Below are 22,107 nucleotides of genomic sequence, written 5' to 3' on the forward strand. Positions count from 1 at the left end.
GCGGGACGTCACGCCCTCGACGGGCGCTCCGGGAGACCTCGGCCGAACGAGTCCAGCGCCGCGCGGTACGCGGCGGAGTCGCTCCGCACCTCATCGGTGACCAGGAGCGCTTGCGGTCCGATCTGCCGGACGTACGTCCCCCGGCAGGGCAGCGCCACCACCCTTCCGAGGCCGCGCCGCCAGGCATCGGCCAGGGTGGCGACGTCACGGCGTTCGGGGCTGTCCGCGATCGTCGTGAGGTGCGTCGCGAGATGTGCCTCGGAACCGCGCCGCTCCCACGCGCGGTACGCCGCATCATCGGACACCTCCACCCCGAACTCGTCCCGCGCTGTGGGCCCGACGAGCCGAGTGAGCACCGCCTCCCGCTCATCCGGACTCAGCGTCGTGGCGACGGCGCGGTCGAGCAGCGCCTGGTCTGGTTCGGTCGCGGCGTGCGCGACCGCGTCGCCCCAGATGCGGGGCCAGACCTCCGTCCAGCGCGCCCGGGTCTCCTCGTCCACGCGCCGCGCGGCCGCCGCCGGTCGATCGACCAGCGGCGGCGGGAGCGCGTCATCGGCGGGATCCAGCCCGTGCGCCTCGCGGATCCAGAGGAGCTCCAGCAGCGTGTGCGGACGGTCCTCGACGGTGAGGGTCATGTCGTGCGGCCACGGGTTCCCGGGCATCGGTCTCGTCGAGCGCATGCTCACGCGATCGCATCGTCGTCCCGCGGGCGCGGCACCGTGGCGCCGTGCGCGGGGATGAGCCCGAAGTCCGTCAGCAGCTCTCCCATCTGCGTGTTGTCGAGCTTGTCCAGGAGGCGACCCTGGAGGAAGTTCGGGCCGGGGATGTGGACGGCCTCGCCGTCGCGCAGCCGCGCGGTCGCCTTGAGGAGGTAGCGGATGTCGTAGGTCGAGTTGAAGACCTCCGGCACGCCGCGTTCCACGTCGAGCAGCTGATACGTGGCCTCCATCGCGGTGCGCACGGAGTACTCGGTGGTGAAGATCGTGTCGCGCGTCGTCTCGGCGAACTGTCCGAGGAAGGCGAAGTTGACGCTTCCCTCCGGGACCACCTGCGGACGGTCGCCGGCCCGGCGCGGCATGAAGAAGGAGGTCACGTACGGCATCATCACCGGGACCGTCTTGGCCGCCGACGCGGCGAGCTCGGCGATGTCCTCCACCGGCACACCGAGGTGGTAGAGCCACTCCTGCGCGATCTCCTCGCCCGTGCACTCCTGCATCGGCTTCTTGACGTAGTCGCCGGGCGTCTCGACGAAGAGCCCGTACACCCAGACCACGATCTCGTTCGGCTTCTGCGCCTTGAAGTGCGGCTGCCGGTTCACCGTCCAGCTCATCAGCCAGGCCGAGTCCTTGGCGGTGACGATGCCGCCGGTGACGACCTTGCCGCTGAAGGGGTCGCGCTTGCAGATCTTCTCGATGTACTTCGGGATGCGCTCGTCGACGGTGGTGACGGTGGCGGACTCCCACTTCGTCTTGTCGATGTCGCTGCAGAACACCTCCGGCCGCCCGAACGCGGGCGACTTCGCGGCGATCCGCTTCCAGAGGTCCCAAGCCGGGGCCGGGCCGGTCTTCAGCTCCGGAGCGGTGTGCTGATCGCCGTTCCCGGAGTTCTCCGTCAGCGACCCGATCGTCGCCAGACACAGGTCGTCCGGACCGAGGTCGACGCCGCCGGGCTCGCCGTCGGCGATCCAGTCGATGCGCGTCGCCTGGATGCGACCGTCCTCGATGTCGAACTGGATGTCGGTCACGGTGTGATGGAACCGGAACTGCACGCCGTGGTCGTCGAGGAACTTCCGCATCGGCAGCACGAGCGACTCGTACTGGTTGTACTTCGTGAACTTCAACGCGGACAGGTCGGGCAGCCCGCCGATGTGGTGCATGAAGCGGTGCAGATACAGCTTCATCTCCAGCGCCGAGTGCCACTCCTCGAACGCGAACATGGTCCGCCAGTACAGCCAGAAGTTGCTGCCGAGGAAGTCGTCGCCGAACACCTCGTCGATCCGCTTGCCCTCCATCTCCTCGCGGGTGGCGAGGATGACGGCGACGATCTCCTTCTGCGCCTTCTCCGAGAGGGTGAAGAGCTTGTCCGTATGCGCGTCCTGCCCCTGCTTCTCGGTCACCCGGCACAGGGAGACGTTGGGGTCGTCCTTGTTGAGCCAGTAGAACTCGTCGAGCACGCTGGCACCCTCGATCTCCAACGACGGGATGGAGCGGAACATGTCCCACAGGCACTCCATGTGATCTTCCAGCTCCCGGCCGCCGCGGATGACGAACCCCTTCTCGGGGTACTTGATCCCGTCCAGCGCGCCGCCGGGCAGCCCCAGCTCCTCGAGGATCGTGATCCGCTCCCCCGCGACCTGCCCGTCGCGGATCATGAAGATCGCGGCCGCCATCGCGGCGAGACCGCCGCCGACCAGCCAGACCGTCTTGTCGTCGGCCCCCTCCGGCTTCCGGGGTCGTGCGAATGCTTCGTAGTTCCCATTGCTGCGGTACATCTGTCCCACCCTCCGATTGGTTCGACACCGATGCGCACAGTCCAGCCGAAACCGATGCGGAAAGGAAGGGCTTCCTCCGCGAGCGGCCGGGGCTCGCCCTCGCCGAGTCGCGTGATCGCTAGGATCGCGGGGTGACTCAGATCCCTCCGTTGCCCCGTCGCCGCGCTTTCGGATGCGGAGTCGCCTCCGCCGCCACGGCGGTCGTCGGGATCCTGCCGACCGCGATCGTCTTCGTCCTGGCGGGGACGGCGGACCCGAACTACGGATGGCTGGTGTTCCTCACGCTGCCGCTCGCGGTCCTCTTCGGCGGCATCGCCCTCATCCTCGGCGTGATCGGGCTCGTCTTCGCCCGCGCCGACGGCGGAGGGTATGCGTGGCCCGTCGTCGGAGCCGTGCTCGGCGTCCTGGCGCTCCTTCCCGCCGCCGCGTTCCTGTGGGGCGGCTGATCTCGTGCGCCGGAACCCGCCCGCCAACAGACTGATGCTCGCGATAGCTGCCGCACTGGCGGCGTTCTTCGTCTGGGGGGCGCTCGTGCGCCCCCTGTTGGACGGCGAGCCGCCCGTCGCGACCTCGCTCGTGTTCGGCGCTGGCGTGGCACTCGCCGGTCTGATCATCTGGATCGTGCTCGGGCGCATCCAACGAGTGCAGCGCGCCCAGCGGCGAGCACTGCGGGAGCGTGAGCCGCAGGCACGGATCTTCGGCTCCTACGCCCTCAACGGCGTGGCCGCGTACCTCTCGCGCACGATCCCCCTTCTCGGACTCGGCGCCGCACCCCGCGGCCTGCTCACGGCGAGCCCCACCGGGGTCATCGAGCCCTCGGGCTTTCGGCTGGTCCGCGGCGGAGCGCGTCTCCTCACGGCCTACAGCATTCCCCGGGACCGGATCCAGGGCGTGACGAGGGGCGGCATCCAGGAGGGCGCCTTCCTCTATCCGACCCTGGTGATCGTGGTCTCGCAGGAAGCGGGACAGGTCGCGATCCCGGTCCCGGTGACCAGGGACGACGCGCCGCTTCGCCGGGAGTCGCCGGATGGCATGGATCGCCTCATCTCCGATGCGGCACGGATCTGGGGCGTCCCGGTACTCGGCGATTGATCGACGCGAGTCGGCGGTCTACCGACTCCCCGTCACTCCACGGCTCGCGATCACGGGCCGGAACCAGAACGTCAGAGCCTGGCGGTCAGGTCGGCCGGGGTCGGACGCCCCCAGGCACGACCATCCCCGTCACGATCATCGAAACCGGTGCACTGTCTGCTTGCGACTCTGCCTTCGTGAGACGACCGCGCTACTTCGCGGAACGCGCAACATGCCCTTTGATGATGCCGATCACACTCGTCGCAACCGCCGCTGCGGCGAGGATGAGGACGACGGCGAAAGAGAAGGGGTTCACGGGAACGCCCTGATACTCGGCGAGGATGACCGCGCCCGCAGCACCGGCACCGGGTACCCAGAGCCACCGGCGGGTTCCGAACTGCCCATACAGCACCGCCCCCGCGATGAGACAGGCGAGGGCGAGGATCGTGGCACCACTGCAGGGGCCCCCATAGGTTCCCGGCCCACACATGTACTGAAAATCGGGTGATGTGCCGAAGCGGACCCCGACAACGATCAGGATCGCGCCCGCAGCCGCGCCCAGCAGATGAAGCACACGTCGGAGGAAGCCTCGCGGGGGGTTCTGCGATGAGCGACTCGTCGGCATCTTCATCCAGAACCTCTCTCTGATAGCCGAAGGTCCGCACCACCATGCGCCTGAGAACCTTCGGCACGGCCACTCTCCATCCTCCAATACCGCACGCCGACTCCCGTACATCCTCAGCGCTGGGGCGTCGTTGCGTATCCGATGCCGCGGGTGCGGAGACTCTCGCCGCAGTCGGCGCGGAGCGAAGGCCGCCGCCCTGTGAACGTCATGCTCGTTCTGCGGCGGATGGATCTTCCGGGTGCGATGGGTATGCTCACGCCATGGAACCCGCTCCGCTAGCCGACCACGGTCCGCAGGAGAAGGGTGCGACCCGGCGCCGCAGGATCCGGGTCGGCCTGATCGTCGCCGCAGCTCTCCTCATCGTGTTCTACCTCGCACGGCTGGGCTGGCTGTTCATGATGGCGGACGAGGGCGACACTCCTCCCCTGTCAGCCGTGCCCCTCCCTGCCTGCGCGCAGGTGGTCGGCCAGAGCGAAGGCTGCGGAAGCGGCGGCTGCTCGGTGACGTTCACCGTTCGCCCACCCGACGGCATGACCCCGGAACAACTCGCCGCGGAGATGGGGGCGACGCCGCAACTGTCGGTGCCTGGGAACCTGTGGGATCCGCGCACCGTGTGGGTGTCCGCGCGGCCGTCAGCGGGCACCTTGAAGCTCGTCGCCGACTACACATCGGGCGAGTACGTGCCGTAGCCCGACCGTTCCGTCTGAGCGCTGACAGCGGACGACCGGACCGCGATCGTCAGGCTCACGGTGGGTCACCCGACGGCGCCTCCGGCCAGCCCGAGGGTCGGGTCGGCCGGAGTCGGACGCATTACTCTGCTTGCGTCCCACCGCGCAGGACTCAGAAGTCCCAGTCGTCGTCTTCCGTGGCCTCGGCCTTGCCGATGACGTAGGAGGAGCCCGAGCCGGAGAAGAAGTCGTGGTTCTCGTCCGCGTTCGGGGAGAGCGCCGACAGGATCGCCGGGTTCACGTTGGTGACACTGGAGGGGAACATCGCCTCGTAGCCCAGGTTCATCAGGGCCTTGTTGGCGTTGTAGTGCAGGAACTTCTTGACGTCCTCGGTCAGCCCGACGCCGTCGTAGAGGTCCTGCGTGTACTGCACCTCGTTGTGCTAGAGCTTGACTAGACAGCTTTTGTAAAGCTCAACGAAAATGTCGTAGAGAACCTGCCTGAGTACGACGGATGAGGATCAGCATCTTGCTCAACCGATAGCTGAAGCCCCAATACGTCCGAGATTGATTTAGCCGTTGCTAAACCAATTCCCTGTCCAAGTGACTCAATCCGGCGAGCAGAAACCGCCCTATACCGAGGCAGAAATATCTTGGACATCTCTTCTTTCTCGATTCTTGGACCAATCGACCGAAAACTTACGGCAACTCGATCGCCGCTTTCTGCAAACTCGACGGTCGCGTTAGAACCTGCAGGCGCATACTTCACCATGTTATCCAAAAGCGCTTGCACAACTGCGCCGACCGCATCACCACTTAAGAAAACAGCAGCATACGACGAACCATCAAGCCGAATTCGAAGTTCACGCTGCTCCGCTTGCCATTTGTAGATTCGAACGTACTTCAGAATGAATGGGTGAATTTGGAAACGCGTCTCCCCACCGTGCACTCGATTGATCTCCTGAAGGTAGACAAGGGAATCAATCTTGACCTTCATCAGTTTCGCGGCAAAGAAAATTGCTCCTTCGTGGGGGGACTTTTCTGCGGCGAGGTCAACGTCCATCCCAGGGTGCTTATCCAGCAGGATCGCTTCAGCGTTGCCCTGAACCTGCGTAAGCAATTGTAGAAAATCGTGACTCTGCTCAAGGTTCTCATCGAACTCATGCCTCAACTGCTCGGCCAGACTCTTAAGCATCTCCGGGTCAGCAGCCAGCGCCGCGAGGAGCTCTTGCCGACTCGTCTCGAAGCTCTCCACGAGCCCGGTCCCGAGCCTCTGGGCAGCTTGCACGGCCGATCGAACCTGACCGGGAGTTGCGCGGCGCTGCTTGTCCCGACTATAAGCACGTCGGGCCGCAGCGGACTGCTCCGGAAGCCCAACCGTAAGGCCGATGATATTCCTCACGTCATCGACACGAGAGTAGGAGATTCCGTATCGGCAGTGAGCAATCTCGGCCGGCTCTCGCTGCTGAGAGTCTTCCACGCACGGACGTGCACGACACCTCACGCAAGCAGGGTGGGCGTCCATGAGCGCACCGTTTGTAATTTCCCCCATGGAGATAGTTGGAAACGGAAAAACTTCCCAAAGGTTCGCCATCGAACCCTCATTTCTTTATCCTTGAAATAGGCCGACAGTAGTCACTCCGATACTGACGATTGCCAGCACCCGATCAATCTGAGTCGGTTCATGCAAAGCTCGATTGAGGTACTTCGCGAGACGATCGACTCTACCCGTCTGGATCGCCTTGAGAACGCGCGGCACAAGTTTCGGCGCGCGCGCCACGTCAGCCCCAAGGTACGCATTAACCATTGCGATATATGCCTCAGGGGTCGAGCGTGCAGTGAGAATACGGTCAATACTTGACTTGTAATCAACGTACGCTTGGGACTTATCGAGAACACCATCGGCGAGCTTTAACTGATCTATTGCGCGAACACCGTGCGGTTTCGCGGAGTACACGAGCACCGGCTGCGCCGGGTTTGTTTCTTTAATGTGCGCCAAAACTCCGATCCCCTGCCGGTCGGGATCGACATTTAATCCGACACCATGAATATCGAGCAAGATCACATGATAGTGACCGTCGGTCAACTGAGAGAGGTTCTTGATGGTCGCCCAGCGCTCGATATGATAGCCGTCTTTCTCAAATTGAGATTTGAACGGAAACGCGGAATCATCAATAACCAAGATCCGTGCGGTCTTGCGAATCTCCTCGATCGTTCGCACACTACTAGTGTTCACGCCGTACATCACGCTCTCTCCGAAGGGGGCTCAGAAGTCCCAGTCGTCGTCTTCCGTGGCCTCGGCCTTGCCGATGACGTAGGAGGAGCCCGAGCCGGAGAAGAAGTCGTGGTTCTCGTCCGCGTTCGGGGAGAGCGCCGACAGGATCGCCGGGTTCACGTTGGTGACACTGGAGGGGAACATCGCCTCGTAGCCCAGGTTCATCAGGGCCTTGTTGGCGTTGTAGTGCAGGAACTTCTTGACGTCCTCGGTCAGCCCGACGCCGTCGTAGAGGTCCTGCGTGTACTGCACCTCGTTGTCGTAGAGCTCGTAGAGCAGCGAGAACGTGTAGTCCTTGAGCTCGTCCTTGCGCGCCTGGTCGGCCGTCTCGAGTCCGCGCTGGAACTTGTAGCCGATGTAGTACCCGTGCACGGCCTCGTCGCGGATGATGAGGCGGATGAGGTCGGCCGTGTTCGTCAGCTTCGCCTTCGACGACCAGTAGATCGGCAGGTAGAAGCCCGAGTAGAACAGGAACGACTCCAGCAGCGTGGAGGCGACCTTGCGCTTGAGCGGGTCGTCTCCCTGGTAGTAGTCCATGATGATCTGCGCCTTCTTCTGAAGGTTCACATTCTCCGTGGACCAGCGGAACGCCTCGTCGATCTCCTTCGTCGACGCGAGCGTCGAGAAGATCGAGGAGTAGCTCTTCGCGTGCACCGACTCCATGAACGCGATGTTCGTGTAGACGGCCTCCTCGTGAGGCGTGATCGCGTCGGGGATCAGCGACACCGCGCCGACGGTGCCCTGGATCGTGTCGAGGAGCGTGAGCCCGGTGAACACCCGCATGGTGAGCAGCTGCTCGTCGGGGGTGAGCGTGTTCCACGACTGCACGTCGTTCGACAGCGGCACCTTCTCCGGCAGCCAGAAGTTGTTCACCAGACGGTTCCAGACCTCGAGGTCCTTGTCGTCCTGGATGCGGTTCCAGTTGATCGCCTGCACGCTGGAGACCAGCTTGAGCGGGGAGTGAGGAGTCATTCTTGTCCTAGTTCCTGGGTCACTGAGCCTGTCGAAGTGTCAGAGCATGCACGAGACGCACTCGGTCATGTCGGTGCCCTCGAGCGCCAGCTGACGCAGACGGATGTAGTAGATCGTCTTGATGCCCTTGCGCCATGCGTAGATCTGGGCCTTGTTGATGTCACGCGTGGTGGCGGTGTCCTTGAAGAACAGCGTCAGCGACAGGCCCTGGTCGACGTGCTGCGTGGCCGCGGCGTACGTGTCGATGACCTTCTCGTAGCCGATCTCGTACGCGTCCTGGTAGTACTCCAGGTTGTCGTTCGTCATGAACGCCGCCGGGTAGTAGACGCGACCGAGCTTGCCTTCCTTGCGGATCTCGATCTTCGAGGCGATCGGGTGGATCGAGGAGGTCGAGTTGTTGATGTAGGAGATCGAGCCCGTCGGCGGCACGGCCTGCAGGTTCTGGTTGTAGATGCCGTGCTCCTGGATCGACGCCTTGAGCTGGACCCAGTCCTCCTGCGTCGGGATGTGCTTGCCGGCGAAGAGCTCCTTGACCTTCTCGGTCTCCGGGACCCAGGCGCGGTCGATGTACTTGTCGAAGAACTCGCCGGACGCGTAGGTCGAGTCGGCGAATCCGTCGAACGCCGTGCCGCGCTCGATCGCGAGCTGGTTCGAGGCGCGCAGCGCGTGGAACAGCACGGTGTAGAAGTAGATGTTCGTGAAGTCGACACCCTCCTCCGAGCCGTAGAAGACGTGCTCGCGGGCGAGGTAGCCGTGCAGGTTCATCTGCCCCAGGCCGATCGCGTGCGACCGGTCGTTGCCGTCCTCGATCGAGCGGACCGAGCGGATGTGGCTCTGGTCGCTGACCGCGGTGAGCGCACGGATCGCGGTCTCGACCGTCTGGCCGAGGTCGTCGGCGTCCATCGACAGCGCGATGTTCATCGAGCCGAGGTTGCAGGAGATGTCCTTGCCGATCTCCTTGTACGACAGGTCGTCGTTGTAGGTGGTCGGCGTGTTCACCTGCAGGATCTCGCTGCAGAGGTTCGACATGTTGATGCGCCCCTTGATGGGGTTGGCCTTGTTGACCGTGTCCTCGAACATGACGTACGGGTAGCCGGACTCGAACTGGATCTCGGCGACGGTCTGGAAGAACTCGCGGGCGTTGATCTTGGTCTTCTTGATGCGCGGGTCGTCGACCATCTCGCGGTACTTCTCGGTGACCGAGATGTCGCCGAACGGGACGCCGTAGACCTTCTCCACGTCGTACGGCGAGAACAGGTACATGTCCTCGTCGTTCTTGGCGAGCTCGAACGTGATGTCCGGCACCACGACACCGAGCGACAGCGTCTTGATGCGGATCTTCTCGTCCGCGTTCTCGCGCTTCGTGTCGAGGAAGCGCATGATGTCGGGGTGGTGGGCGTTGAGGTACACCGCACCGGCACCCTGACGCGCGCCGAGCTGGTTGGCGTAGCTGAAGCTGTCTTCGAGGAGCTTCATGACGGGGATGATGCCCGAGGACTGGTTCTCGATCTGCTTGATCGGGGCGCCCGCCTCGCGGATGTTCGACAGCAGCAGGGCCACGCCGCCGCCGCGCTTCGAGAGCTGCAGGGCGGAGTTGATGCCGCGGGCGATCGACTCCATGTTGTCCTCGATGCGCAGCAGGAAGCAGCTGACGAGCTCGCCGCGCTGGGCCTTGCCCGCGTTGAGGAAGGTCGGGGTGGCCGGCTGGAACCGACCGGAGATGATCTCCTCGACGAGGTTCACGGCGAGCTTCTCGTCGCCGTCCGCCAGGGCGAGCGCGGTCATCACGACGCGGTCCTCGAAGCGCTCGAGGTAGCGCTTGCCGTCGAACGTCTTCAGCGTGTAGCTCGTGTAGTACTTGAAGGCACCCAGGAACGTCTCGAAGCGGAACTTCTTCGAGTAGGCGAGGTCGTTGAGCTTCTGCACGAAGTCGAACGAGTACTTCTCGATGACAGCGCCCTCGTAGTACTCCTTCTCCACGAGGTAGTCCAGGCGCTCCTTGAGCGAGTGGAAGAACACCGTGTTCTGGTTCACGTGCTGCAGGAAGTACTCCCGCGCGGCGCGCTTGTCGGCGTCGAACTGGATCTTCCCGTTCGCGTCGTACAGGTTCAGCATCGCGTTGAGCGCGTGGTAGTCCAGGCCCTCGTACGCGGGGTTCACCTTGAATGCCACTGTCTCGGTCACTGAAGATTCCACCGTCGTTCCAATCCGTCGCTCACGCGATCCACGTCGTCCTGTGTGCCGAAGATCTCGAGCCGATACAAGTGAGGCACGTGGCACTTGCGGCTGATGATGTCGCCGGCGAGGCAGAACGCGTCGCCGAAGTTGGTGTTGCCCGCGGAGATGACCCCGCGGATGTGGCGCCGGTTGCGCTCGTAGTTGAGGAACCGGATCACCTGCTTGGGCACGGCCCCCTTCTCGACCCCGCGCCCGACGCCCCCGCCGTAGGTGGGGGTGACCAGCACGAAGGGCTCGTCGACGACGAGGTCCTCTTCGTTCCGGTGGAGGGGGATGCGTCGGGCGGGGAGCCCGAGCTTCTCGATGAAGCGCGCGGTGTTACCCGACACGCTCGAGAAGTAGACCAGGAGCGGCGCTGCGGTAGCGACTAGGTGCATGATTCACCCCGGTCCCTGAGCGACGCCGAAGGCTCACGCCAGGCGGGACGCGAGCTCGTCGATCTTGTCGGGACGGAAGCCCGACCAGTGGTCCTCGTCCGTGACGACGACCGGCGCCTGCATGTAGCCGAGCGCCTTGACCTGCTCCAGGGCCGTCGGGTCCTCCGACAGGTCGTGGATCTCGTACTCGATGCCCTTGGCATCCAGGGCACGGTAGGTCGCGTTGCACTGGACGCAGGAAGGCTTGGTGTACACCGTGATCGACATCTGAACCCCTCAAATCTCTGGTTTCTCCGGCAGACCTCCGCCGGGATCTCAATACTACATATAGGGACGGACATTCGGTGCGACCACAAGGGGTAGTAGTTACATCCGTGTAGTTTTTCCACCGCTCTCTACAGATACAACACAGGTTGTCCACCGTTTCTTCCACAGGCGGACCCCCTCTCCCGGGGTCGTCGACCCGCGGGAAATCGCGGCTGGGAGGAGCCTGTGAGAGATCCATCCACAGGGGGCACCCTACGAGGGGCTTCCGACATCCCCAGGCCTGTGGAATTCGCCCGTCGGCGTGTCCACGGCGTGTCGCGGCGTGTCGGTCGTCGGCCCGTCCCTCCGACGTCGCCGCCGCCCGGTACCGTTGTCGAGTGGCGGGCTATCGGGATCTTCTTCGCACGCCGGGAGTGGGCCGCATGATCGCCGCCCAGCTCACCGCGCGCTTCCCCAACGGGATGATGTCCTTGGCGATCCTGCTGCACGTCGAGCAGCAGACCGGATCGTACGGATCGGCGGGCCTCGTGCTCGCCGCGACCAGCGTCGGCCAGGCGGTCGCCGGCCCCATCACCAGCCGGTGGATGGGCGCCTGGGGCATGCGGCGGGTGCTGACCCTCACCCTGTCCGTCTGCGTGATCGCCGTGCTCGGTCTCGGGCTGCTGCCGCTCTCCGTCCCCGGCTACATGGCTCTCGGCATGATCGCCGGCCTGTCGACCCCGCCCGTGCAGGCGGCCGTCCGCACGATCTACCCCAAGCTCGTGAACGCCGGCCAGCTCACGCCGCTGTTCTCCCTCGACGCGTCCCTGCAGGAGATCATCTGGGTGCTGGCCCCGGTGGTCATCACCCTCGTCTCCACCCAGGTCGGCACCATGGAGGGTCTGCTCCTGGTGGCGATCGTCCTCGTCGCCGGCGGCGCGTGGTTCATCCTCTCCCCCGAGGTCGGCCGCGTGCGCATCCCCCGCAGCCGCAATGCGCTGGGCAAGGTCGTCCTCAAGCCGCCCGTGCTCCTCGCGACGGTCATCGGTTTCCTCCTCATCGGCGCCTGCTCGGCGGTCGAGGTCGGCGTGGTCGCGACGTTCGAGCACGGCAGCCTCGCGGCGGGCCTCATCCTCGCCGTCTTCTCCGCCGGCAGCCTGGCCGGCGGTCTCGCCTTCGGCCACATCCCGATCGGCCCGTGGGCCATGGCGCGCCGCCTGCTCATCGTCACCGTGGGCCTGGCCCTCACGATGGTGATGCTCAACGTCTTCTGGCTGGGCGGCACGCTCATCCTCGCCGGCATCGGCATCGCTCCCGCCCTCGCGGTGCTGTTCGCCATCACCACGGCCAGCGTGAAGTTCAGCGAGACCGCCGAGGCCTTCGGCTGGGCGGGCACCGGCCAGCTCATCGGCGCCGCAGCCGGATCGGCGGTCGCCGGCTTCCTCGTCGACGTCGGCGACTGGCGCGGCGCCTACCTGGCCGCCACCATCTTCGCGGGCGTCGGACTGCTCGTCTCGATCGTGTTCGTGCGCTCCTTCCCCGATCTGCGTCACCGCGACGCGAGCCCCCATCCCGATACCGAGCCCCTGGCGGTCACCCCCTCATGAGCCCCTCCGTCCCGTCCTCCTCCCCCGCGATCGTGTGCGTCGGCGAGTCGATGGCGCTGATCACTCCCACCGGCGCCGACCTCGCGTCCGCCGACACGGCGTCGATCACGCACGCGGGCGCGGAGGCGAACGTCGCGGTCGGCGTGGCGGCCGCGGGCCACCGCGCCGCCTGGGCCTCCCGCCTCGGCGACGATCCCCTCGGCCGACGTCTCACCGCCGAGCTGGAACGGCGTCGCGTCGAGTTGTGGACCGAAATCGACGCCGAGGCACCGACCGGTGTGATGTTCAAGGATCCCGGCGTGGAGTCGTCGGCCGTCTACTACTACCGCCGCGGCTCGGCCGCCTCGCGCATGGCACCGGGGTTCCTGTCCCCCGCGCAGCTCGCCGGCGTGCGCATCGTGCACACCACGGGCATCACCCCGGCGCTGTCCGCGACGTGCCTGGCGATGGTCGACCAGCTCTTCGCCGACGCGCGCACCGCCGGAGCCGTCGTCTCGTTCGACGTCAACGACCGCCGGGCGCTGTGGAGCCCGGAAGAGGCGGCCGCCACCCTGGCTCGTCTGGCCGACGCCGCCGACATCGCCTTCGTCGGCCGCGACGAGGCCGAGCGCATCTGGGGGACCGCCACAGCAGCGGAGATCCGCGCCCACCTCCCGCACTGCCGCCTACTCGTCGTCAAGGACGGCGACGTCGGCGCGACGGCGTTCGCGGGCGACGCGGACCCGGTGTTCGTTCCCGCGCCGGTGGTCGATGTCGTCGAGCCCGTCGGTGCCGGCGACGCCTTCGCGTCCGGGTTCCTCGCCGCGACGCTCGACGGCGCCGACCTCGAGACCCGCCTGGCCGCCGGACACGAGGCCGCCGCGCGGGTGCTCCGCATCGCGGCCGACCTGCCGCCTCTGGAGCCCGCGCTCTGACGCCGCCCGCCACGCCCCGGCGCAGTCGTAGGCTGGTGCCATGTCCGCTCCCGTCACCCTCCCCCGCCTGAGCTGGGGCGATGTCGCTGCGCCGCGACGCGCCCTCCTCGTGCACGGTCTGGGATCGTCCGGCGCGCTCATGTGGCGGCTCGGCGACGCCCTCGCAGCGGCCGGCTGGCACGCGACGGCGGTGGACCTGCGCGGCCACGGAGACGCCCCGCGCATGCTCGACTACTCCGTCGCAGCGTACGCCGCGGACCTCGCCGCCACGCGCCCTCCCGGTGCGGGCGCCTGGGATGCCGTCGTCGGACACTCGCTCGGCGGCGCCGCCGGGACGGTGGCCGCCGCGGACGACGCGGACTGGACACGACGCCTCGTCCTCATCGATCCCGCGATCCATGTCGTCCAGCAGGACGCGGCCGACGTCCGCCGCAGCCAGGAACGCGCCTTCGCCGACAACCGCCTCGACGCGGTGCGGCAGGAGCACCCGCACTGGCACCCGCAGGACCAGGAGCTCAAGGTCGACGCCGTCCGGCGGGCGAGCGTGTGGGCGGTCGAGCAGACGAGCGCACAGAACCAGCCGTGGGACGTCCGTGCACACGCAGCCCGCCTGACGGTGCCCACGCACGTGATCGGCGGCGATCCCACCGTCTCCAGCATCTTCACCGGGGCCCTCGCCGACGAGGTGCTCGCGAGCAACCCCCGCATCTCCCTGTCGGTCGTCGCCGGCGCCGGCCACTCGGTGCATCGCGACCGCCCGGAGGAATCCATCCGACAGCTCCTGGAGGCTCTGGCATGAACGACTTCGACCCGTCGGCGTATCTCCCCGACGACCTACTCGACCGCATCCGCGAGCGCGCCCCCCTCCACGACAGGGAGAACACCTTCCCCCAGGCCGACCTCGATGAGCTCCGCGCGGCCGGCTACCTGTCGATCCTCGTGCCGCGGGAGCGCGGCGGCGCGGGACTCGGCCTCGAGCAGGCCGCCCTCCTCCAGCAGCGGCTCGCGGGCGCCGCGCCCGCAACTGCCCTGGCGATCAACATGCACCTCGTCTGGACCGGCGTCGCCAAGGTCTTCTCGGACCGCGGGGTCCCCGGTCTCGAGTTCGTGCAGGACGGCGCCGTGGCCGGCGAGGTCTTCGCGTTCGGCATCAGCGAGGGCGGCAACGACCTCGTGCTGTTCGGGAGCGACACGGCGGCGGTCCCGGACGGCGCCGGGGGTTACGCCTTCACCGGCACCAAGATCTTCACCTCGCTCGCCCCGGTGTGGACGAAGCTCGGCCTGCACGGGCTCGACACCACGAGCCCGGACGCGCCGAAGCTCGTGTTCGCCTTCGTCGACCGCACGTCCGCGGTCACCACCGCCGACGACTGGGACACCCTCGGCATGCGCGGCACCCAGAGCCGGACCACGCGCCTCAACGGGGCCGTCGCGGAGGCGGCGCACGTCGTGCGGCGGATCGACCCCGGCCCGAGCCCCGACCCGATCGTCTTCGGCATCTTCGCGGTCTTCGAGATCCTCCTCGCCTCCGTCTACACCGGAATCGCCCGGCGGGCCCTCGAGCTGGCCGTGGCGACGGCCCATCGGCGTCGCTCCAAGAAGAGCGGCGCCGCGTACAGCCAGGATCCGGACATCCGCTGGCGGATCGCCGACATGGCCCTCGCCTACGACGCCCTCCCTCCGCAGATCGCCGTACTCGCCCGCGATGTCGACGAGCGCGCGGACCGCGGCGCGGGCTGGTTCCCCGCGCTCTCGGGCGTCAAGCATCGCGCGGTGACGATGGCCAAGCACGTCGTCGACGAGGCCATGCTGGTGGCCGGCGGCGGCTCGTACTTCAGCGCCAACGAGCTCTCCCGGCTGTATCGCGACGTCCTCGCCGGCGCGTTCCATCCCTCCGACCCGGAGTCGGCGCACGCCACCGCGGCGAGCGCCTGGCTGGGCCCGATCGAGGCCTGAGCGGGCGCACGCACACCCCGTTGTCCACGACCGTCCGCGGTGCCAAGATCACACCATGGCACCGTCGAAGAAGGACCATACCCTCGACGCGATCTCCAAGACCATCGTCGAGATGCTGCAGGAGGACGGGCGGCGCTCGTACTCCGAGATCGGCCGGATCGTCGGCCTGAGCGAGGCCGCCGTCCGGCAGCGCGTGCAGCGGCTCACCGAGTCCGGAGTGATGCAGATCGTCGCGGTGACCGATCCCATGCAGCTCGGCTTCCACCGGCAGGCGATGGTCGGCGTCAAGGTCGCCGGGGACGCCCGAGGCGTGGCCGAGGCGATCGCCGACATCGACGAGGTCGACTACGTCGTGATCACGGTCGGATCGTTCGACGTGCTCGTCGAGGCGGTGTGCGAGGACGACGACCATCTGCTGGCCCTCGTCAACGATCGCATCCGGCCGATCCCGGGCGTGGTGTCGACCGAGACCTTCATCTACGCGAAGCTCCAGAAGCAGCAGTTCGCCTGGGGCACGCGCTGACGGTCGGTCTCAGCGCGGCCGCGTCTCCTCGCGACGGCGGGCGAGGAGGGCGAGGTGCAGGGCGGCGAGGGTCTCCCCGTCGTCCAGATCCGCGCCGAGCAGGTCGCCGATGAGCGCGAGGCGCTGATAGAACACCGAGCGCGAGAGATGGCTCGCGGCCGCCGCCGCGGAGCGGTTGCCGGGGTGCGCGACGAGGGCAGCGAGGACCGCGAGCAGGTCTCCGCGGCGATCCCGGTCGTGACGGACGAGCGGCTCCAGCATCTGCTCGCTGTGCGCCTGGAGCCGCCGGTCGTCGCGCAGAGCGGATACGAGGCGTTCGAGGGGCCGGTCGGCGACGCGGCGGACCGCCGGCACGTCGCCCCCGGACGGCCGTGCGGCGAGGTCGAGCGCGGCGCGGATCGAGGCCAGGAGGCCGCGGACGCCTTCGGCGCTCGGTCCGACGGTCACGGGCGCGCCGTCCGAGAGGTGCGCGAGGACGGCATCGGTCAGCGCGTCGGATCCGGCGGCCAGGAGCAGGACCAGGTCCGCTCCCCGCCGGGCCCCCACCGCGGACAGCCCCGCCGCACGCGCGCGGGCGACGAGCGTCCCCGCGTCCTCGTCCGTGCGGAAGACGAGGCCGGAGACGGTCCCGCCCGAGAGGTCGAGCCCGAGTCTCCGGAGCCGGACCTCGACGTCTTCCTCGCGGGCGAACCGCGCACCGAGAAGATCCTCGACGAGGCTGCGATGGGCGAGCACGGTCCACGCCCCCTCGCCATCAGCGAGGCAGCCGAAGGCGAGGGCCGTCGCTCCCAGCTCCAGGACCGTGGACCGACCGGCGGGGTGCGGCGGACCCTCCGCCGCGATGAGCCAGCCCCAGCGCACACCGCGCGCCTGCACGGGCACCCGATCGCCGCCCCGCTCCGCCTGGCGGAGGGCCTCACCGACCGCGGCGCGGAGCGCTTCGACCGCCACGACCTCCCCCGCCGGATTCTCGAGGTGGACCGGGGCGTCGAGCGCGCGGGCGACCTCGGACACGATGAGGTCGGCCGGCGCGCCGCGGAGGCTGAGGGTGGTGAAGAGGTCGTGCAGGCGCTGACGCTCGCGGAGCGCCACGGTCTGGGCCTCGATCAGCGCGCGGTGCACGGCCTCGGTCACCGCGACGAACTTGACCTCCACCCCGAGCGCGATCAGGGCGAGGCCCGAGGCGGCACAGGCCTCGACGACCGCGACCGGGACGCGGGGCATCCGCGGGCCGAGTTCGACGACGATGCCGCACACCCCCACCGCCGCCAGCTCCGCCACGAGCACGCGCAGCGCTGCGGGGTTCGTCGGCCAGGCCGCGCCGGTCGTGAGCAGCAGCTCGCCGCCGTCGAGCAGGCGGGCGACGGCGGCGCTGTCCGAGGCGTGGACCCACCGCACCCCGGCGTCGAGCGCCGGGCCCCCGACGAGGACGGTCGGCGCCCCCGCCTGCACCGCGGGAAGCGCGAGCACGTCCCCGACACGCAGCACCGAAGGCGATCGATCCGGACGATCTGTCCGATCCACCGAGAAGTCCTGACGCTCTGCCACTCCGCACGCGCTCCGTTTCCTGTCAGCATGGGCCGAACCCCAGCGTAGCGACCCTCGGTCAGAGTGTGCGAGACGCGATCCCCTCTGCGAAGGAGCACCCGTGGACATCGTCCGTCACGTCATCAACGGCACCGAGACCGCCGAGGCGGCGCGCCGCGGCCCCGTCTTCGACCCGGCGACAGGTGCCGTCACGAAAGAGGTCGCACTGGCCTCGGCCACCGAGGTCGACGCCGCGGTGGCCGCCGCTGCTGCCGCCCTGCCGGCGTGGCGGGAGACGAGCCTCATCAAACGCGCCGACGTCTTCTTCCGGCTCCGTCAGCTCCTCAAGGAACGGACGGACGAGCTCGCCGCCATCGTCACGTCCGAGCACGGGAAGGTCCTGTCCGACGCGGCCGGCGAGGTGTCCCGGGGCATCGAGAACGTCGAGTTCGCCGCGGGGCTCGTGCACCTGCTCAAGGGCGAGCGCAGCGAGCAGGTCGCCCGCGGGGTCGACGTGCACTCCGTGAAGCAGCCGGTCGGCGTGGTCGCGGCCATCACCCCGTTCAACTTCCCGGTCATGGTGCCGCTGTGGATGGTCGCCTCCGCGATCGCGTGCGGCAACACCGTCGTCCTCAAGCCCAGCGAGAAGGATCCGTCCGCCGCGGTCTGGCTCGCACGGCTCTTCCGCGAGGCCGGTCTCCCGGACGGCGTCCTCAACGTCGTGCACGGCGACCGGGAGGCCGTCGACGCGCTCCTCGGCTCCCCGCAGGTGCAGGCGGTGAGCTTCGTCGGCTCGACCCCGATCGCCCGGTCGATCTACGGACGGGCGTCCGCCGCCGGGAAGCGGGTCCAGGCGCTCGGCGGCGCGAAGAACCACATGGTCGTGATGCCCGACGCCGACATCGACGCGGCCGCCGACGCCGCCGTCTCCGCAGCCTACGGCTCCGCGGGCGAGCGCTGCATGGCGGTGTCCGTGCTCGTGGCGGTGGGCGACATCGCCGACGACCTCGTCGCCGCGATCGCCCGCCGCATCGACGGCCTCTCGATCGGCCCCGGCACGGATGCGGCGAGCGAGATGGGGCCCCTCATCACCGCGGAGCACCGTGACCGGGTCGCCTCCTACGTCACAGAGGCCCCCGGGGAGGGCGCCACGGTCGTCGTCGACGGCACCACGAAGCGGTTCGACGGCGACGGCTTCTTCCTCGGGGTGAGCCTGATCGACGACGTCACGCCCGGCATGCGCGTCTACGACGACGAGATCTTCGGCCCGGTCCTGTCCGTCGTGCGCGTGGGCTCCTACGCGGAGGCGGTCGCGCTCGTCAACGCGAACGCCTACGGCAACGGGACCGCGATCTTCACGCGCGACGGCGGGACGGCGCGGCAGTACGAGTTCGACATCGAGGTCGGCATGGTCGGCGTCAACGTCCCGATCCCGGTGCCCATCGGCGCATACTCGTTCGGCGGGTGGAAGGACTCGCTCTTCGGCGACGCGCACATCTACGGCCCGGAGTCGGTGCACTTCTACACGCGGTCAAAGGTCGTGACGACGCGGTGGCCCGACCACACCCCGTCGCAGATCGACCTCGGCTTCCCGAGCAACCACTGACGAGGAGCGATCACGATGACGACCTTCACCGACCGCCACGGACTCACCTTCCCGCTCCCCGCCTCGGACGCCGAGGCGCAGGTGCGCGCCGACGACCGCGCCCATGTCTTCCACTCCTGGAGCGCGCAGGCGCTGATCGACCCGCTGCCGGTCGCCACCGGTCGGGGCTCGACGTTCTGGGACTACGAGGGCACCGCCTACCTCGACTTCTCCAGCCAGCTGGTGAACCTCAACCTCGGCCACCAGCACCCGGACCTCGTCGCCGCGATCCAGCAGCAGGCCGGGCGGCTCGCGACCATCCAGCCGTCGATGGCCAACGATGTGCGCGGGGAGCTCGCCCGTCTCATCGCCGAGGTCGCTCCCGACGGGTTCGAGAAGGTGTTCTTCACGAATGGCGGCGCGGAGGCGAACGAGTACGCGGTGCGCATGGCCCGGCAGGCCACGGGCCGCCGGAAGGTGCTGTCGATGTACCGCAGCTACCACGGCTCGACCGCGACCGCGATCTCCCTCACCGGCGACCCGCGCCGCTGGGCGAACGACGTCACGGACACCGGGGCCGTGCGGTTCTTCGGACCGTACCTCTACCGCTCCCCGTTCCACAGCGAGACGACCGAGCAGGAGACGGAGCGCGCCCTCGCGCATCTGGAGCAGACCATCCAGCTCGAGGGACCGCAGACCATCGCCGCGATCATCGTCGAGACGGTCGTCGGCACCAACGGCGTGCTGCTTCCGCCGCCCGGCTATCTGCCCGGGGTACGCGCGCTCTGCGATCGCTACGGGATCGTCTTCATCGCGGACGAGGTGATGGTGGGATTCGGCCGGCTCGGCGAGTGGTTCGGGATCGATGCCTTCGAGGGCCGCCCCGACCTGATCACCTTCGCGAAGGGCGTGAACTCGGGCTACGTGCCCCTCGGCGGCGTCGTGATCTCCGACCGCATCGCGGCGGCCTTCGACACCGTCCCGTTCGCGGGCGGACTGACGTACTCCGGGCACCCTCTCGCCTGCGCGGCCGGTGTGGCCACGTTCGAGGTGTTCCGCCGCGACGGCATCCTGGAACGGGTGCGCGACCTCGGCGAGCGGGTCGTCGGTCCGACCCTGCGCTCGTGGGCGCAGTCGCATCCGAGCGTGGGCGAGGTGCGCGGTCGCGGGCTGTTCTGGGCGGTGGAGCTCGTGCGGGATCAGGAGACCAGGGAGCCGCTGGTGCCGTTCAACGCGAGCGGTGCCGACGCCGCCCCGATGACGGCGTTCGCCGCCGCCGCGAAGCGGGCAGGGGTCTGGCCTTTCACGCACTTCCACCGCGTGCACATCGCTCCGCCGCTGGTGATCGAGGAGGCGGAGCTGGTGCGGGGGTTGGCAGCGATCGAGGAGGCGCTGGCGGTCGCCGACGGGTACGCGGTCGCCTGAGAGGCGTCCCCCGCCGGCCGCTACTTGCGGTCGAAGTCGAACGCCTTGAGGAGCTCGCCGACGGCCTTGTCGCGCTCCTCGCCACCGTCCTCGAACATGTGGGTGACGTGCGTGCGCAGGTGGTTCTCCAGCAGCAGACGGTTGAGCGACTCGAGGGAGCGCTGGATCGCGCGGGACTGCGTGATGATGTCCATGCAGTACTCCTCGTTCTCGATCATCCGCGCGACGCCGCGCATCTGACCCTCGAGGATGCTGGTGCGGTGCAGGGCGCGCTTCTTGATGTCTTCGATCACGTATCGAGGCTACTCGCCCCGTGAAAGGATGACGTCATGCCGCGAACACCCACGACGCTGCTCTCCGTCGCCGACCAGGAGCGCCGGCGCGCGCTGCGGCGGATGAAGGCCGTCGCGCTCGGGGCGCTGATCTTCATGGCCCTCGCCTTCGTCGTCGCCTTCGCGTTCCAGGAGCGGGTCGGCGGGCTCGCGTACGTCCGCGCCGCGGCGGAGGGCGGCATGGTCGGCGCGCTGGCGGACTGGTTCGCGGTGACCGCGCTGTTCCGCCGTCCGCTCGGCCTGCCCATCCCGCACACCGCGATCATCCCGAACCGCAAGGACGAGATCGGCCGCACGCTGGGCGAGTTCGTGGAGACGAACTTCCTCGCCGCCGACGTCGTGCGCACCAAGCTGACCAGCACCGCGATCGCCCTCCGCGCCGGGGAGTGGCTTCGCGAGACCCCGCATGCCGAGCGCGTGGCGGCAGAGGGGGCGACGGTCGCGACGGCCGTGCTGAACGCCCTGAGCGACGACGACGTGCGCGATCTCCTCGCCGACCTCGCGCGCGAGCATCTCGTCGCGCCGGAGTGGGGGCCGCCCGCCGGGGCGTGGCTGGAGAAGATCGTGGAGGCGGAGGCGCACCACGGTGCCGTCGACCTCGCGGTGGACAGCATCGGGCGATGGCTCGACGCCAACGCGGCCTCCTTCACCGGACTCGTCTCCCGGCGGCTCCCCGGATGGATGCCGAAGATCGCGCACCGCCTCATCGACGACACCGTGTACAACGAGGCGGTCAAGTTCGTCCGCGCCGTGCAGGCCGACCCGCAGCATCCGGCCCGCCTCGCGATCGACGGGTACCTGTCCCGCCTCGCGGACGCCCTGCAGAACGATCCCGCGACGCGCGAGAAGCTGGAGAACGCCAAGGCCGCGCTCTTCGACAGCCCGCGCGTCGGCGCCCTCGCCGCAGAGGCGTGGAACACCGCCAAGAACGGACTCCTCACCTCCCTCGCCGACCCGGAGAGCGGGCTGCGCCGTCGCGCCGTGCAGGCGCTGCAGGAGGTCGGCGAGCGGCTCACGACCGACGCCGCCCTGCAGCGCCGCGTCGACACGTGGGTCTCCGATGCGGCTGTCTTCCTCGTCGACCGGTACCGGCACGACATCGCCTCGATCATCACCGACACCGTGGAGCGCTGGGATCCCGCCGAGACCACCGAGAAGATCGAGCTCATGGTCGGCCGCGATCTGCAGTACATCCGCCTGAACGGCACCGTCGTCGGCGCCCTCGCCGGCCTCGCGATCTTCACCGTCGCCCACGCCCTGATCCCGGGAGTCTGAC

At 68.1% G+C, this 22,107-nt stretch carries 22 protein-coding genes and 1 pseudogene; 11 read left to right on the forward strand and 12 right to left on the reverse strand.

The genetic code is table 11. From position 1 onward, the window contains the following. Positions 1-8 precede the first annotated feature (8 nt). On the reverse strand, positions 9-662 hold the full coding sequence (locus tag BV453_RS11730; protein WP_249521660.1) for a hypothetical protein: 654 nt from the start codon (positions 660-662) through the stop codon (positions 9-11). A 20-nt stretch (positions 663-682) separates the two neighbouring features. Continuing rightward, positions 683-2,491 carry an oleate hydratase gene (locus BV453_RS11735; RefSeq protein WP_249521661.1) on the reverse strand — a complete coding sequence of 603 codons (1,809 nt, stop codon included), beginning with the start codon at positions 2,489-2,491 and terminating at the stop codon, positions 683-685. A gap of 131 nt (positions 2,492-2,622) precedes the next feature. On the opposite strand from BV453_RS11735, the gene BV453_RS11740 reads away from it, so the two are divergent. Beyond that, positions 2,623-2,937 (forward strand): hypothetical protein, encoded by a 315-nt coding sequence (locus BV453_RS11740; protein WP_249521662.1) that lies wholly within the window; start codon positions 2,623-2,625, stop codon positions 2,935-2,937. 34 nt (positions 2,938-2,971) lie between these two features. Next, positions 2,972-3,583 (forward strand): hypothetical protein, encoded by a 612-nt coding sequence (locus tag BV453_RS11745; protein ID WP_249521663.1) that lies wholly within the window; start codon positions 2,972-2,974, stop codon positions 3,581-3,583. A 190-nt stretch (positions 3,584-3,773) separates the two neighbouring features. On the opposite strand, the gene BV453_RS11750 is transcribed toward BV453_RS11745, so the two are convergent. Beyond that, positions 3,774-4,136 carry a hypothetical protein gene (locus BV453_RS11750; RefSeq protein WP_249521664.1) on the reverse strand — a complete coding sequence of 121 codons (363 nt, stop codon included), beginning with the start codon at positions 4,134-4,136 and terminating at the stop codon, positions 3,774-3,776. Positions 4,137-4,447: 311 nt separating this feature from the next. Here BV453_RS11750 and BV453_RS11755 point away from each other — a divergent pair, with 311 nt between their 5' ends. Continuing rightward, positions 4,448-4,876, forward strand: a complete 429-nt coding sequence (locus BV453_RS11755) for a hypothetical protein (protein WP_249521665.1) — start codon at positions 4,448-4,450, stop codon at positions 4,874-4,876. A 151-nt stretch (positions 4,877-5,027) separates the two neighbouring features. On the opposite strand, the pseudogene BV453_RS11760 reads toward BV453_RS11755, so the two are convergent. The 7 genes and pseudogenes from BV453_RS11760 to nrdH all read right to left on the reverse strand — a co-directional run. After that, positions 5,028-5,294 (reverse strand): annotated as a pseudogene (locus tag BV453_RS11760) (ribonucleotide-diphosphate reductase subunit beta); the annotation flags it as partial. A 14-nt stretch (positions 5,295-5,308) separates the two neighbouring features. Then, positions 5,309-6,109: a HAMP domain-containing sensor histidine kinase gene (locus BV453_RS11765; RefSeq protein WP_249521666.1), complete on the reverse strand. Its 801-nt coding sequence runs from the start codon at positions 6,107-6,109 to the stop codon at positions 5,309-5,311. Positions 6,110-6,463: 354 nt separating this feature from the next. After that, on the reverse strand, positions 6,464-7,075 hold the full coding sequence (locus tag BV453_RS11770; protein ID WP_249521667.1) for a hypothetical protein: 612 nt from the start codon (positions 7,073-7,075) through the stop codon (positions 6,464-6,466). Positions 7,076-7,120: 45 nt separating this feature from the next. Continuing rightward, positions 7,121-8,101 carry a class 1b ribonucleoside-diphosphate reductase subunit beta gene (gene nrdF, locus BV453_RS11775; protein WP_025102609.1) on the reverse strand — a complete coding sequence of 327 codons (981 nt, stop codon included), beginning with the start codon at positions 8,099-8,101 and terminating at the stop codon, positions 7,121-7,123. 39 nt (positions 8,102-8,140) lie between these two features. Further along, positions 8,141-10,285, reverse strand: a complete 2,145-nt coding sequence (gene nrdE, locus BV453_RS11780) for a class 1b ribonucleoside-diphosphate reductase subunit alpha (protein WP_029989124.1) — start codon at positions 10,283-10,285, stop codon at positions 8,141-8,143. Then, positions 10,282-10,716: a class Ib ribonucleoside-diphosphate reductase assembly flavoprotein NrdI gene (gene nrdI / locus BV453_RS11785; RefSeq protein WP_249521668.1), complete on the reverse strand. Its 435-nt coding sequence runs from the start codon at positions 10,714-10,716 to the stop codon at positions 10,282-10,284. The genes nrdE and nrdI overlap by 4 nt, the downstream gene beginning before the upstream one ends. Positions 10,717-10,749: 33 nt before the next feature. Then, complete coding sequence (nrdH, locus tag BV453_RS11790; RefSeq protein ID WP_017202656.1) at positions 10,750-10,983, reverse strand: glutaredoxin-like protein NrdH; 234 nt, start codon at positions 10,981-10,983, stop codon at positions 10,750-10,752. Positions 10,984-11,360: 377 nt separating this feature from the next. Between nrdH and BV453_RS11795 the strand changes: the two genes are divergently transcribed. Genes BV453_RS11795 through BV453_RS11815 form a run of 5 tightly spaced genes read left to right on the forward strand, consistent with a single transcriptional unit; the run spans position 11,361 to position 15,962 of the window. Beyond that, complete coding sequence (locus tag BV453_RS11795) at positions 11,361-12,569, forward strand: MFS transporter (RefSeq protein WP_025102612.1); 1,209 nt, start codon at positions 11,361-11,363, stop codon at positions 12,567-12,569. Then, the gene (locus BV453_RS11800) at positions 12,566-13,483 is read left to right on the forward strand and encodes a sugar kinase (protein WP_249521669.1); all 918 of its coding nucleotides are present in this window, start codon (positions 12,566-12,568) and stop codon (positions 13,481-13,483) included. Before BV453_RS11795 ends, BV453_RS11800 begins: the two co-directional genes overlap by 4 nt. 40 nt (positions 13,484-13,523) lie before the next feature. Then, on the forward strand, positions 13,524-14,282 hold the full coding sequence (locus BV453_RS11805; RefSeq protein WP_249521670.1) for an alpha/beta fold hydrolase: 759 nt from the start codon (positions 13,524-13,526) through the stop codon (positions 14,280-14,282). Further along, on the forward strand, positions 14,279-15,439 hold the full coding sequence (locus BV453_RS11810; protein WP_249521671.1) for an acyl-CoA dehydrogenase family protein: 1,161 nt from the start codon (positions 14,279-14,281) through the stop codon (positions 15,437-15,439). Before BV453_RS11805 ends, BV453_RS11810 begins: the two co-directional genes overlap by 4 nt. Positions 15,440-15,494: 55 nt before the next feature. Further along, positions 15,495-15,962 (forward strand): Lrp/AsnC family transcriptional regulator, encoded by a 468-nt coding sequence (locus BV453_RS11815; RefSeq protein WP_025102615.1) that lies wholly within the window; start codon positions 15,495-15,497, stop codon positions 15,960-15,962. Positions 15,963-15,971: 9 nt separating this feature from the next. Here the strand turns inward: BV453_RS11815 and BV453_RS11820 are convergent, their stop codons facing one another. Then, complete coding sequence (locus BV453_RS11820; RefSeq protein WP_025102616.1) at positions 15,972-17,450, reverse strand: PucR family transcriptional regulator; 1,479 nt, start codon at positions 17,448-17,450, stop codon at positions 15,972-15,974. Between the two features lie 160 nt (positions 17,451-17,610). On the opposite strand from BV453_RS11820, the gene BV453_RS11825 reads away from it, so the two are divergent. Further along, complete coding sequence (locus BV453_RS11825; protein ID WP_249521672.1) at positions 17,611-19,095, forward strand: CoA-acylating methylmalonate-semialdehyde dehydrogenase; 1,485 nt, start codon at positions 17,611-17,613, stop codon at positions 19,093-19,095. 15 nt (positions 19,096-19,110) lie between these two features. Further along, on the forward strand, positions 19,111-20,499 hold the full coding sequence (locus BV453_RS11830) for an aspartate aminotransferase family protein (RefSeq protein ID WP_249521673.1): 1,389 nt from the start codon (positions 19,111-19,113) through the stop codon (positions 20,497-20,499). Between the two features lie 20 nt (positions 20,500-20,519). Here the strand turns inward: BV453_RS11830 and BV453_RS11835 are convergent, their stop codons facing one another. Beyond that, complete coding sequence (locus tag BV453_RS11835) at positions 20,520-20,792, reverse strand: metal-sensitive transcriptional regulator (RefSeq protein WP_025102619.1); 273 nt, start codon at positions 20,790-20,792, stop codon at positions 20,520-20,522. 36 nt (positions 20,793-20,828) lie between these two features. Between BV453_RS11835 and BV453_RS11840 the strand changes: the two genes are divergently transcribed. Further along, on the forward strand, positions 20,829-22,106 hold the full coding sequence (locus tag BV453_RS11840) for a DUF445 domain-containing protein (protein WP_249521674.1): 1,278 nt from the start codon (positions 20,829-20,831) through the stop codon (positions 22,104-22,106). Position 22,107 lies beyond the last annotated feature (1 nt).

Origin of the sequence: Microbacterium sp. ER1 (assembly GCF_023383675.1) — a bacterium.
Classification (GTDB): Bacteria; Actinomycetota; Actinomycetes; order Actinomycetales; family Microbacteriaceae; genus Microbacterium.